9 protein-coding genes are annotated in these 13,059 nt (G+C 74.3%); 2 read left to right on the top strand and 7 right to left on the bottom strand.

The window, feature by feature from the left end:
- Positions 1-116 precede the first annotated feature (116 nt).
- The 3 genes from FKM96_RS21140 to rhaI all read right to left on the bottom strand — a co-directional run bounded on the left by FKM96_RS21140 (position 117) and on the right by rhaI (position 4,995).
- On the bottom strand, positions 117-2,093 hold the full coding sequence (locus FKM96_RS21140; protein WP_210417302.1) for a DUF222 domain-containing protein: 1,977 nt from the start codon (positions 2,091-2,093) through the stop codon (positions 117-119).
- Between the two features lie 250 nt (positions 2,094-2,343).
- Entirely contained in the window at positions 2,344-3,825 is a 1,482-nt protein-coding gene (locus FKM96_RS17850; protein WP_147796379.1) for a rhamnulokinase family protein, read from the bottom strand.
- Positions 3,826-3,828: 3 nt separating this feature from the next.
- Complete coding sequence (rhaI, locus tag FKM96_RS17855) at positions 3,829-4,995, bottom strand: L-rhamnose isomerase (protein ID WP_147796380.1); 1,167 nt, start codon at positions 4,993-4,995, stop codon at positions 3,829-3,831.
- 176 nt (positions 4,996-5,171) lie between these two features.
- On the opposite strand from rhaI, the gene FKM96_RS17860 reads away from it, so the two are divergent.
- Positions 5,172-6,197, top strand: a complete 1,026-nt coding sequence (locus tag FKM96_RS17860; protein ID WP_147796381.1) for a LacI family DNA-binding transcriptional regulator — start codon at positions 5,172-5,174, stop codon at positions 6,195-6,197.
- Positions 6,198-6,212: 15 nt separating this feature from the next.
- On the opposite strand, the gene FKM96_RS17865 is transcribed toward FKM96_RS17860, so the two are convergent.
- The 3 genes from FKM96_RS17865 to FKM96_RS17875 are packed head-to-tail and all read right to left on the bottom strand — an operon-like array spanning position 6,213 to position 9,275.
- On the bottom strand, positions 6,213-7,037 hold the full coding sequence (locus FKM96_RS17865) for a carbohydrate ABC transporter permease (protein ID WP_147796382.1): 825 nt from the start codon (positions 7,035-7,037) through the stop codon (positions 6,213-6,215).
- Positions 7,034-7,960 (bottom strand): carbohydrate ABC transporter permease, encoded by a 927-nt coding sequence (locus tag FKM96_RS17870; RefSeq protein WP_147796383.1) that lies wholly within the window; start codon positions 7,958-7,960, stop codon positions 7,034-7,036. The genes FKM96_RS17865 and FKM96_RS17870 overlap by 4 nt, the downstream gene beginning before the upstream one ends.
- Before the next feature lie 4 nt (positions 7,961-7,964).
- Positions 7,965-9,275, bottom strand: coding sequence for an ABC transporter substrate-binding protein (locus tag FKM96_RS17875; protein ID WP_147796384.1), 1,311 nt, complete (start codon positions 9,273-9,275; stop codon positions 7,965-7,967).
- Between the two features lie 259 nt (positions 9,276-9,534).
- Here FKM96_RS17875 and FKM96_RS17880 point away from each other — a divergent pair, with 259 nt between their 5' ends.
- Entirely contained in the window at positions 9,535-11,841 is a 2,307-nt protein-coding gene (locus FKM96_RS17880) for an alpha-L-rhamnosidase (protein WP_147796385.1), read from the top strand.
- Between the two features lie 15 nt (positions 11,842-11,856).
- On the opposite strand, the gene FKM96_RS17885 is transcribed toward FKM96_RS17880, so the two are convergent.
- A complete protein-coding gene (locus FKM96_RS17885; RefSeq protein WP_147797208.1) occupies positions 11,857-13,011 on the bottom strand; it encodes a MalY/PatB family protein in 1,155 nt (384 codons plus the stop codon).
- Positions 13,012-13,059 lie beyond the last annotated feature (48 nt).

Here is a 13,059-nt window from a genome sequence, read left to right on the forward strand (position 1 = left end):
GGGTGCCCGTGTACACACGGGCCGTGCTCTTGCCTCACGAGGTGTGGGGCCTCGCCTCGCACAGGACGCCCTCGCCTCGCCCAGGACGCTCTCGCTTCGCCCAGGACGCTCTCGCCTCAGAACGGGGGTGGTGCGTCGTAGGGGTCGGCGGTGGCGTCGTGGCACTGCCCGGTGCCGGGTCGGGTCAGGTACCGGTGCCCGGTGGGCGTGATCCACTCGTAGAGCCCGGGGCTGATCTGCCGTAGTCGGAAGCCGCCGTCGGTCTTGAGGCGGTGGTGCCGGTGGCACACCGGCCCGAGGTTGCTCGCGTCGGTGCGACCCAGGGGCGCGTCGAGGTCACCACCGGGTTGAGGGTGGAACTCCTGGGTGTGGTCGAGCTCGCAGCTGCAGGCCGGGACCCTGCACCCGGGTGCGGCGCAGGTCTTGTCGCGGGTGCGGATGAGGTCGGCGAGGGCGGCGGGTGGTCGGTAGCGTTCGCGTCCGACGTCCAGGACCCGGTCGGTGACCGGGTCGGTCACGACCCGCTGCCAGACCCCGCCGATCGCCAGGGCCCTTGCCTGGACGGCGTCGATGGGGCCGTGCCCGTCGAGGTGCGCCGGCTGGTCGTCCAGCCCGAGCAGGGTCGAGGCGGGGATGGTGATGCGGACCTCGGCGCCAGGACGTCCGGAGCAGCGGGTGCAGCCGCGACGGGGAGTCGTGGGTGTGGTCGCGACGGTGCTCGGCGCGAGAGTGGGTGCGGTGGCTCCGGACGACGCGCCGGAAGCGGTGTCCTCGGCCCGCGCGCTCGGCGCGGTCGGCGCGGTCGCCACGGTGCTGGTCCTGGTCGCGCGGCCGGTGCCGACGCCGGTGCGGCTCTCGGCCCCGGTGCGAGTTTCGACGCCGGTGCGGGTCTCGACCTCGGTGCGGGTCTCGACCTCGGTGCGGGCCGCGGTCTCGGTCTCGGTGTCGGTGGTCTCGATCGGTGCGTCTGGCGCTCTGAGCAGCGCAGCTGGGTGCGCTCTACCGCCAGCGTGGCGCGTGGCGGTGCCCACGACCGGGGTGAGGGTGGCGACCGGGATCGGCTCCACCGGGCAGGTGAGCACGACACCGTCCGGGTCGGTGAAGGTCGCGCCGTTCCACGAGCGCTTCGGCTCCGGCGGCACGGGCAGGCCCGGGGACAGACGGACCTCGAACGCCGGACCGTCCGACGCGGGGACGTCCCCGACCACCAGGTCGCGCAGGCCGTCGGCCCGCAGCTGATCCAGGGTCCGGTCGTCGCCCAGCGCCTTCGCTGTCTTGGCGGCATGGGTCAGCACCCCGTCGACGCGCAACGCGTCCGCAGCGTCCAGCACCAACCACATGGACGCCATCCCGTCCGGCTGGGGTCGGGGGTGGGAGACCTTGCGGGTGCACCGGGCGCGCTCCCGGCGGGCGGCGGCCCCCTCCGGGTCGACCAGCCGGATCTCCCGCGCCACCCGCTGGCGGAGCTCGGCGACCGAGCACTGATCGGCGTCCGGCAGCACCGCGTCCTCGACAGCGTGGGCGACCTGGAACGACAGGTCTGCCAACCCGGCCGTCAGGACCTGGGCCTTCGCGGGGTCGAGGTGACCGACCTCCAACGCCTCCCGGGTCGCGCCGAGCATCCCGTCGAGCACCAGCGCGCGGTGCACGGTCTTCGTCGCCGTGACCCGGGGCCAGCCCAGGCGCATCGCGAGCTCGTCGCCGGCCACGCACGCCTGCGTCGGCGGGGCACCGGCCAGCGGGGACCACTCCGGGCTCATCTCGTCGCGGGAGGCGAGCTCGGCGATCATGGCCAGCTTGCGGGCGTGCTGATGACTCTCGACCCGGTCCTGCGCGGCGATCACCTCGACCACGATCGCCGAGGACAGCACCCGCAGGTCCAGCCCCCGCAACCAGGCATCCAGCACCGGCCCCGGCTCGCAGGAACGGATCGCCTCGATCTGCCGCCGCTCACCCGTGCGCGGCGCACCACCGGCCGCCACGACGGGGTCCGGGCCGAAGTCCGTCAAGCAGGTCCCGTCGGGCCCGTAGACCGGCAGCACCACGGCGGCGGCCGGGTCGCCGTCGGGGTGTTCCTGCAGGTCAGATGCCATGGAACGACACTACCGACGGCCACCGACACGACCCCGGCGCCCGGACCGAGCCCTGGGGACGACGCACGGCCACCGCACCTGTGGACGACTCGGCGCCCGCACGAGCGCCCGCACGAGCAACCGCGCGAGCAGGCGCACCCGGGACGCGCTCAGCCGAGTGGGGCCTCCCAGGACAGCAGCGTCCCCTGCCCGCCGGACGCGACCCCGAGCGAGAAGGTCCCGCCGTGGAGTGCGGGCGCCGCGCCGGCCGTCACGGCCGCAGCCGCTCCTCCGCCCGCGCCCACGCCCCCTCGGGCTCCCGGGGTCGGTGCGTCACGAGCTCCGACGACGCGCGCACGACCGCGCGCGCCGCCGGCAGCCCCCCGGACAGCTCGCCGAGCGCGAGCGCCTGGGTGAGCAGGTTGCCGACCGCGGTGGCCTCGACCGGCCCGGCGACGACGGGCAGGCCGGTGGCGTCGGCGGTGAGCCGGCACAGCAGCGCGTTCCGGGCGCCGCCGCCGACCACGTGCACGACCTCGACCGGGCGGCCGGACAGCGCGCCGGCCTGCCGGACCGCCCGCCGGTACGCCAGCGCGAGCGAGTCGAGGACGCAGCGCACGACCTCGGGCGGGCTCCCCGGCACCGGCTGCCCGGTGCTCCGGGCGGCGGCGGCGATCCGCCCGGGCATGTCGCCCGGCGGGGCGAAGGCCGGGTCGTCGACGTCGAGCACCGTGCGCAGGGCGGGCACGTCGGCGGCCGCGGCGAGCAGGACGCCGAGGTCCTGGGGCGAACCGGCGTCCGCCCACGCGCGGAGCGACTCCTGGAGCAGCCACAGCCCGGCGACGTTCCGCAGGTACCGGACGGTCCCGGCGACGCCGAGCTCGTTGCTGAAGTTCGCGGCGCGGCTCGCCTCCGACAGCACCGGGGCGTCGAGCTCGACGCCGACCAGCGACCACGTGCCCGAGGAGATCCAGGCGGCGGGGGCGTCGCCCAGGGGCACCGCGGCCACGGCGGAGGCGGTGTCGTGCGAGCCGACCGCCACGTGCACGGAGCCGCGCAGGCCGAGGTCCGCGGCGACGTCGAGCAGGACGGGCCCGAGCACGGTGCCGGGCTCGACCAGCGGGGCGAGCAGCCGCCGCACGTCGCCGGCGGGGGAGGCGGCGAGCGCGTCGAGCACCGCCGGGCTCCACCGGCGGGTGGCCGGGTCGAGCATGCCGGTCGTGGAGGCGTTGGTGACCTCGGTGACGTCGGCGCCGGACAGCCACCGGCCGAGCAGGTCGGGCACGAGCAGCAGCCGGTCGGCGGCGCGCAGGGGCGCGGAGCCGCCGGCCGCGAGCAGCTGGTACACCGTGTTGAACGGCTGCACCTGGCTGCCGGTGGCGGCGTGGTGCGCGGCGGGGTCGAGCAGCCGGGCGAACGCGTCGGCCGCCCCGGCGGTGCGGGCGTCGCGGTAGTGCACGGGGTTGCCGAGCAGGTCGCCGTCGGCGTCGAGCAGCCCGTAGTCGACGGCCCAGGTGTCGATGCCGACGGACGCGACGGTGCCGGACGAGCGCGCGGCGGCGCGCAGGCCGTCCTGGACGCCCGCCCACAGGGCCAGGACGTCCCAGTGCAGCCGGCCGCCGGCGCGCACCGGCCGGTTCGGGAACCGCCCGGCCTCGTGGGTGACGAGCCGCCCCGCCTCGAGCCGTCCGGCGAGCACGCGGCCGCCGGACGCCCCGAGGTCGACGGCGACCAGGGACCGGGAGGGCGGCATGGGTCAGGCGCCCCAGCCGGCCTGCTGCCCGCCGACGCGGTCCGCGGCGATCTGCTCGGCGTAGCCGGAGGCGGCGTAGGCGGCGAGCGGGTCGCGCGGCAGCCCGCGGGACTCCCGCCGGTCGGCCAGCGCCGGGCGCACGTCGGTCCAGAACGCGTCCATGTAGACGGCGTTGGCGCCGAGGACGTCGCCGGCCTCCTGCGCCGCGGCCAGGGCGTCGCGGTCGATCAGCAGGGCGCGGGCGGTCATCTCCTGGACGTTGAGCACCGAGCGGATCTGCCCGGGGATCTTGTCCTCGATGTTGTGGCACTGGTCGAGCATGAACTGCACGTCCGACCCCGCGTCCAGCCCGCCGCCGCGCACGACCTCGGCGAGGATCCGGAACAGCTGGAACGGGTCGGCGGCCCCGACGATGAGGTCGTCGTCGGCGTAGAACCGGGAGTTGAAGTCGAACGACCCGAGCCGGCCCAGCCGCAGCAGCTGGGCGACGATGAACTCGACGTTGGTCGACGGCGCGTGGTGGCCGGTGTCGAGGCAGACGACGGCCCGGTCGCCGAGCGCGGTCGCGTGCGCGTACGCGGTGCCCCAGTCCGGCACGTCCATCGTGTAGAAGAACGGCTCGAAGATCTTGTACTCCAGCACGAGGCGCTGGTCGCCGGACAGCCGCGCGTAGATCTGCGCCAGGGAGTCGGCGAGCCGGTCCTGCCGGTCGCGGATGTCGCCCTGGCCGGGGTAGTTCGTGCCGTCCGGCAGCCAGATCTTCAGGTCCCGCGACCCGGTGGCGTGCATGACGTCGAGGCACCGGAAGTGGTGGTCGACCGCCTTCTGCCGGACCCGCGGGTCGGCGTGGGTGAGCGAGCCGAGCCGGTAGTCGTCGTCCTGGAACGTGTTCGAGTTGACCGTCCCGAGCCGCAGGCCGAGGTCGTCGGCGTACGCGGCGAGCTTGCCGAAGTCGTCGACCAGGTCCCACGGGATGTGCAGCGCCACCGAGGGCGCGAGTCCGGTGAGCCGGTGCACCTGCGCCGCGTCGGCGAGCTTCTCCTCGATCGTGCGCGGCGTGCCGGGGGTGGTGAACACCTTGAACCGGGTGCCGGCGTTGCCGAACGCCCACGAGGGCAGCTCGATCGCCTGCCGGTCGAGCGCGGCGGCGAGCGCGGGGGTGAACGACATGGTGTCTCCTTCGACGAACCTGGATGAATCGTTTCATTGCTGAGACTGCACGAGCAAGCCCGTGCCCGGGCGGGGCGGGTCGTGAATCGATGCAGGCCCCGCGCGTGGCTATGCTGCGCCGGACGGGACGCGGCTCGCGGACCCGCGCGGGCACCGGACGGGAGCGGAGGTGAGCGGTGTCGACCTCGGCCACCCGGCGCAGCTCGATCGGTGACGTCGCGCGGCTGGCGGGCGTGTCCGTGGGCACCGTGTCGAACGTGCTGAACCGCCCGGACCGGGTGGCGGCCGCGACCCGCGAGCGGGTGCTCGACGCGATCCGGCGCCTGGCCTTCGTCCCCAACGCCTCGGCCCGCCAGCTGCGCGCCGGCACGATCACCACCGTCGGCGCGATCGTGCTGGACATCCGCAACCCGTTCTTCACCGAGGTCGCGCGCGGCATCGAGGACCGGCTGGCGGAGGCCGACCACACGCTCATGCTGGCGAGCTCCGACGACGACCCCGAGCGCGAGGCGCGCTACCTCCGGCTGTTCGAGGAGCACGGCGTCTCGGGGCTGCTCGTGGTGCCGACCGGCGACGACCTCGGTCCGCTGCTGGCCCTCGCGTCCCGCGGCGTGCACACCGTCCTGCTCGACCGTCCGTCGCCGACGGACGCCCTGTCCTCGGTCGCGGTGGACGACGTCGCGGGCGGCACGCTCGCGGGCGAGCACCTGCTCGACCTCGGCCACCGCTCGGTCGTCATGCTCAACGGCCCGCACGCGATCCGCCCGTGCCGGGACCGGCTCACCGGCCTGCGCCGGGCCGTCGAGCGCCGCGGCCTGGACCCGGACGCCGTCGTCCGCGAGGTGCCGCTGCCGTCCCTGGACGCCGGGGGAGCGGCCGCCGTGTTCGCGGCCCTGCTCGAGGGCGACCAGCCGCCCACCGCGGTGTTCTGCGTGAACGACCTGGTCGCGATCGGCGTGCAGCGGGAGATCCGCCGGCGCCGGCCCGACCTGATCGGCTCGATCGCGATCGTCGGGTACGACGACATCGAGGTGGCGGCCGAGCTCGCCACGCCGCTCACCTCGGTGCGCCAGCCCGCGCACGACCTCGGGTTCCGCGCCGCCGAGATCCTGCTCGCCCGGTCCGGCGACGGCGTCCCCGCCACCCAGCACCAGGTGTTCCAGCCGGAGCTGGTGGTGCGGTCCTCCAGCGTCCCCGCCTGACCCGTTCGGCACCGGTCAGCCCTTGACCGCGCCCGAGGTCATGCCCGCGACGATCTGCCGGTTGAAGAACGCGTACATGATCAGCGGCGGGATCGTGATGAGCAGGACGTCCGCGAACAGCAGGTTCCACTGGTTCAGCCCTTGCGACTGGTAGTTGTACAGCGTGAGCTGCACCGTGGCGTTGTCGGCCCCGGGCAGGAAGTACAGCGCGTAGGTGAAGTCGTTGAACACCGTCACCGCCTGGACCACGACGACGGTCACGACGACGGCGCGGAGGAGCGGGAAGATCACCGAGAAGAACAGCCGGCTCGGCCCGGCGCCGTCGATCAGCGCCGCCTCGTCGAGCTCCCGCGGGATCGTCGCGACGAAGGCGCGGAACAGCAGGATGCAGAACGACAGCCCGAACGCCACGTGCACCGCGATCAGGCCGGCCATCGTCTTGAACAGGCCGATGCCCTGGAGCACCCAGATGGTCGGCACGACGGCCGGCGGGATGATGAGACCGGCCAGGACGAGGGCGTCGACGACCGGGTTCCACCGGCTGCGGCGGCGCTGGACGACGTAGCCGACCATCGCGGCGAGCACGGTCATGATCGCGACCGCCGCCACGGTCAGGACGGTCGAGTTCCAGAACGCCCGGACGAGCTGGCCGTCGTTGGTCGCCAGCACCGTGCGGACGTTCTCCAGCAGCGCCCACCGGGTCGGCAGCGAGAAGTCGAGGTCGAGCGCGTCCTGCTGGGTCTTCGACGCGGTGAGCAGGACGAACACGAACGGCACCACGAACACGACGGCGGTCGCGACGACGGCGACGGACCCGAGGGCGACCCCGCGGCGCCTCACAGCGGCACCTCCTTGCGGTTCAGCCACCGGGACAGCGGGAAGATGATCACCGCGATCACGACGAACAGGACCACGTTCCCCGCGGTCGACAGCCCGTAGAACCCGGCCTGGTACTGCTTGTAGATCACCGAGCCGATGACGTCGCTGCTGAACCCCGGCCCGCCGCGCGTCATCGTCCAGATGAGGTCGAAGGACCGCAGGCCGCCGATCAGCGACAGCAGCACGACCGTGACCGTGGCGGGCCGCACGAGGGGGAGCGTGATGCTCCGGAAGTTCTGCCACGCGCTCGCGCCGTCCACCCGGGCCGCCTCGTAGTACTCCTGCGGGATCGCCACCAGGCCGGCGATGTAGATCAGGGTCGCGAGCCCCACGCCCTTCCAGACGTCGACCATCGCGACGGAGAACAGCGCCAGGCTCGGGTCGGTCAGCCAGCCGGGGCCGGTGACGCCGACCCAGGACAGGACGGTGTTGACCGCGCCGTCGAACGGGTCGAGCAGCACCTTGAACATCACGCCGACGCCGATGGTGCTGACCAGCACGGGGAAGAACACCACGGACCGCAGCCAGCCGCGGGCGATGATCTGCGAGGTCAGCAGGACGGCCAGCGCGAGGCCGAGCACCACCTTGGCGCCGGAGGTGAGGAACGCGTAGACGAACGTGTTCACGAAGCCCTTGACCAGCGCCGGCTCCCGGAAGAACTGCTGGAAGTTGTCCAGGCCGATGAACTCGGCGGAGTACAGGTCCCACCGCGTGAGCGCGAACCAGAACGACGCGCCCGTCGGGACGACGAACAGCACGAGGTAGAACACGCCGGCCGGCAGGAAGAACCACGTCGGGTACGGGCTCCGGGCGCCGGCCCGGCGGGTCTGCCGCCGGGCCGGGCGCTCGGTCGTCCGCTCGAGGGCGGAGTGCACGAGGGTCATGGAGCTACCAGTCCAGGCCGAGCTGCTGGGCCTGCTTGACGACGTCCTCGTCGTAGAGGGCGGCGCCGTCCTCGGCGCTCCGGATCCCGGAGCCGACCTCGACGGTGATCTGCTCGAGGGCCGGGCCCTTGATCGGCGACAGGAACTCCAGCGCGAGGCCGGTGTCCCCGGAGTCGAAGTAGGGCTGCATGTCGGACACCAGGGCCGGCACGTCGTCGGGCAGGTCGCAGCCGTCGACCACGAACGGGCCGCCGACGTCGGTGGTCTCCGCCTGCACGGCGCACGAGTCCGGGGTGACGAGCCAGGCGACGAACGCCTTCGCCGCGTCGAGCTGGGCGCCCTCGGTCGACTTCGGGATGTACATGCCGTTGGGCATCCACACCGTCAGGCCGTTGTCGTCGCTCTCGGAGCTGGGCAGCGGGAACACGCCGAGGGTGTCCGCGGCGTCCGGGTAGTTCTCGCCGATCGACGACGCCACGTTCCCGGTGAGCATCGGGTAGTGCGCCGCCTCGCCCTCCGCGAGCATCTTCACGGCGTCGTCGTAGACGGCCGAGGCGAAGTCCTCGTTCAGGAAGCCGCCGTCGAACACCTCCTGCAGGTGCTCGAACCCGGCGAGCGCCGGCTGGTCCGCGTACTTCTTCTCGCCCTCGGTGTACGCCTCGGCCCAGCCCGGGTCGGCCGCCTCGACGTTGTAGAAGTCGCCGAGCACCGGCACCTGCGAGGTCCAGGTGTCGCCGTAGGTCTGCGCCACCGCGACCAGCCCGGCGTCCTTGATCGCCTGGTTGTTGGCCATGTACTCGTCCCAGGTGGTGGGGACCTCCAGGCCCAGGTCCGCGTAGATCGTCTTGTTGTAGATGACCGCCCCCGCGAACGAGGCGCCGACCGGCGCGCCGTACAGGTCGGTGTCCGTCGAGACGACGGTCTTGAAGTTGTCGTCGATCGTGTCGACCCAGTCCTCGTCGCCCAGCGGCACCAGGTTCTGGTCGGGGTTGAGCGCCTGGAACAGCGAGCCGGAGTTGTACCAGAACAGGTCGTTCATCTCGCCGGTCGCGAGGCGGGTCTTGATGAGGTTGTCGCCCTCCGAGCCGGCGGGGTGGGTCTCGACCTCGATGTTGACGTCCGGGTTCTCCTCCGCGTACGCGGCCTTGAGGCCGTCCCAGAGGGCGACGGACGCGGGGGAGCTGTCGATGTAGACGGAGAGGGACGTGGCGTCGCCGCCCTCGCCGCCCCCGTCACCGGATCCACCGCACGCGGTCAGCGCGAGCGCGGCGGCGACGACCGCCGCGCCGGCCGTCAGGGATCGGGTCCTGTTCACGCTTACCTCCTCGTAGGCGCCGGGCGTCGTTGCCCCGACAGTGGTTTGAACCGATTCACTGCTGCGGCGAGGCTAGGGGAGGCGGGTATCTGGGTCAAGAGTCCTAGGCATCACGACTTGGCATCGTCTCCCTGCGTCGCCGCGACCTTGACGACCTCGCGCGCCGCGGGTGACGATGCCGCAGGTGAGGGTTGAAGCGATTCACCGCACGGTGGCGCCGGCCCGCGACGACGACGTCGACGAGAGGACCCACGGACCCATGACCACCTGGCAGGCACGTTTCATCGCGCCCGACGCCGCGCTCGACGCCGCCCCGCTCCTCCGGCGCGTGCTCACGCTCGACCAGGACCCCGGCGAGGTGGCCTCCGCGGAGCTCGTGCTGAGCGCGCTCGGCGTGGTCGAGGCGCGGATCGACGGGCAGCCCGTGTCGGGCGACCTGCTCACCCCGGGCTGGTCCGCGTACGAGGAGCGGCTGCGCTACGCGCGGCACGACGTGACGGCCCTGCTGACGCGCCGCACGACCACGCTCGGGCTCGCGCTCGGCGACGGCTGGTGGCGCGGTCGGCTCGGCTGGGGCGAGGGCGCGCGCCCGTACGGCGAGGAGATCGCCGGGTTCGCCGAGCTGCGGGTCACCTACCGCGACGGTGCGGTCCAGGTCGTCGCGACCGACGGTGCGTGGTCCGCGGCGGCCGGTGCCGTGACCGCGAACTCGCTGTACGACGGGCAGGACGTCGACGCGCGGCGGCTCGACCCGGGCTGGGCGGGGCCGTTCGACGGCGACGCGCCCGCGGACCCCCGGTGGGGCGGCGTGCACGAGGTGGCGTTCGACACCGGCCGGCTCGCGCCGTACCTCGCCCCGCCGGTGCGCCGGCTCGCGGAGCGCGCGCCCGAGCGGGTCTGGTGCAGCCCGTCCGGGAAGGTGCTGGTCGACTTCGGGCAGAACCTGGTCGGCTGGGTGCGGGTCCGGGTCCGCGGGGCGGCGGGCGACGTGGTCACCCTCCGGCACGCCGAGGTCCTGGAGCACGACGAGCTCGGCGTCCGGCCGCTGCGGGCGGCGCGGGCGACCGACCGGTTCACGCTGTCCGGCGGCGACGACGTGTTCGAGCCGACGTTCACGACCCACGGCTTCCGGTACGCGGAGGTCGACGGCTGGCCCGGCGGGCCGGACGCGATCGGCGACGGCGCGCTGACGGCGGTCGTGGTCGGCTCCGACCTGACCCGCACCGGCTGGTTCGAGACGTCCGACCCGCTGCTGAACCGGCTGCACGAGAACGTCGTCTGGGGCATGCGCGGCAACTTCGTCGACGTCCCCACCGACTGCCCGCAGCGCGACGAGCGCCTCGGCTGGACCGGCGACATCGCCGCGTTCGCGCCGACCGCGTGCTTCCTCGCCGACGCGTCCGGGTTCCTCGCCGACTGGCTCGTCGACCTGTGGGCCGAGCAGCGCGCCGACGGGTACGTGCCGTACGTCGTCCCCGACCTGCTGCGCCGGATGGCGGAGAGCCCCGCCGAGTTCGAGCCCGCCGACGCCACCGCCGTGTGGGCCGACGCCGGGGTGTGGGTGCCGTGGGCGCTGTGGCAGGCGTACGGCGACCGCGCGGTCCTCGAGCGGCAGTACGACTCGGTGCTCGACCACGTCCGGCACGTCGACGGGCTGCTGTCGCCGAGCGGGCTGTGGGACACCGGCTTCCAGTTCGCCGACTGGCTCGACCCGGACGCCCCGCCGGACCGCCCGGACGCCGCGAAGGCCGACAAGGGCGTCGTCGCCACGGCGTGCGCGTACCGGACCGCGGACCTCGCGGCGCGGATCGCGACCGTCCTCGGGCGGGACGCGGACGCGGCGGAGCTCGCGGCGCACGCGGCGCGGGTGCGCGCGGCGTTCCGGGCGGCGTACGTGGACGCCGGCGCACGCCGGGTCCGGTCCGACGCGGCGACGGTCTACGCCCTGGCGATCGAGTTCGGCCTGCTCGACGCCGAGGAGCGGGCCTGGGCGGGCGACCGGCTGGCCGAGCTCGTCGCGGCGGCCGGGCACCGGATCTCGACGGGCTTCGCGGGCACCCCGTTCGTCACCGACGCCCTCACCTCGACCGGCCACGCCGGCACCGCGTACCGGCTGCTGATGCAGCGCGAAGTCCCGTCCTGGCTCTACGCCGTCACCATGGGCGCGACGACCGTCTGGGAGCGCTGGGACTCGATGCTGCCCGACGGCACGATCAACCCCGGCGAGATGACCTCGTTCAACCACTACGCGCTCGGCGCCGTCGCCGACTGGCTGCACCGCGTCGTGGGCGGCCTCGCCCCGCTGGAGCCCGGCTACGCGCGGGTGCTGGTGGCGCCGGTGCCCGGGGGCGGGCTGGAGTGGGCACGCACGACGCTCGACACCCGGCACGGGCGGGTCGCGGTCGGCTGGCGGCACGAGGACGGCGAGCTCGCGGTCGACGTCGAGGTCCCCGACGGCGTCGAGGCGGTCGTCCGGCTCCCGGGGGCCGAGGACCGGGTCCTGGGCGCGGGGACGCACCGCGTGACGGCGGCCGTCGCGGGCCCGGAGCCGGTCCCGGTGGGGTGAGGCGGGGCGTCGCCGTCAACCGGCGGCGGCCGCGCGGGCGATGCGGTCGACCGCCTCCGTCAGGACCTCGGGGGAGCACCCCAGGTTCAGGCGGGCGAACCCGGCGCCCTGGCGGCCGAAGTCCGGGCCGCTGGTCAGGGCCACGCGGGCGTCCGCCAGCACCCGCGCCGCCGGGTCGTCGCCCCAGCCGAGCGCCGTGAGGTCGAGCCACGCGAGGTAGCTCGCACCCGGGCGGCGGTACCGCACCTGCGGCAGCTGCTCCGCGAGCAGCCGCTCGAGCAGGTCGGCGTTGTGCTCGATCGCGGCGACGGTCCCCGCCAGCCAGTCCCGGCCGTGCGCGAAGCCCTCGCGGGTGGCGATCGCGCCGAAGTGGCCGGTGCGGCCGGTGACCTCCTCGGGGAGCCCGAGCACCAGGTCCGCCATCGGGCCGCCCGCGGCCACGGCCAGCGCGCACTTCAGCCCCGCGAGGTTGAACGCCTTGCTCCCGGACTCCGCGGCGATCCCGTGGGCGCGCGCCGCGTCGGACACGCTCAGGTAGGGCGTGAACGTCCGGCCGGCGTGGGTGAGCGGCGCGTGGATCTCGTCGCTCAGCACGAACCCGCCGTGCCGCTCGACGACCTCGGCGAGCGCCGCCAGGTCGGCGCGGTCGTGCACCAGGCCCAGGGGGTTGTGCGGGTGGCAGAGCAGCACGCCGCGGGCCGCGCCGGACGCCAGGGCCGTGTCGATGCCGTCGAGGTCGAGCCGGTGGGTGGTCCCGTCGTCGAGCAGGGGCACCTCGACGACCGTCGCGCCGGCCTCCGGGACCAGCTCGAAGAACGGCGGGTACACCGGCGGGGTGATGACCACGCCCTGGCCCGGCTCGACCAGCCGCCGCAGGGCCTCCACGATGACGACGCTGACGTCGGTGGCCGTGCGCATCAGCGCGGGGTCCGGAGACCAGCCCCACGCGTCGACGGCGTACCCCGTGAACGCCTCCTTGGCGCCGCCGCCCGAGGCGTGCACGTACCCGGTGTCGCCGCGCTCCAGCGCCTCGCGGAGCGCCGCCGTGATCGCGGGCGCGAGCGGGTAGTCCATCTCCGCCACGAACAGCGGGAGCACGTCGTCCGGGTGGGCCGCCCACTTCTCGCTGCCGCGGCGGCGCAGGACGTCGAGCGGGTGGGCCTGGGTCATCGGGGGCACGCTCCGCAGGGTAGGCGCCCGCCCGCAGGCGGCGCACCC

The organism is Cellulomonas sp. Y8 (assembly GCF_008033115.1).
GTDB lineage: Bacteria > Actinomycetota > Actinomycetes > Actinomycetales > Cellulomonadaceae > Cellulomonas.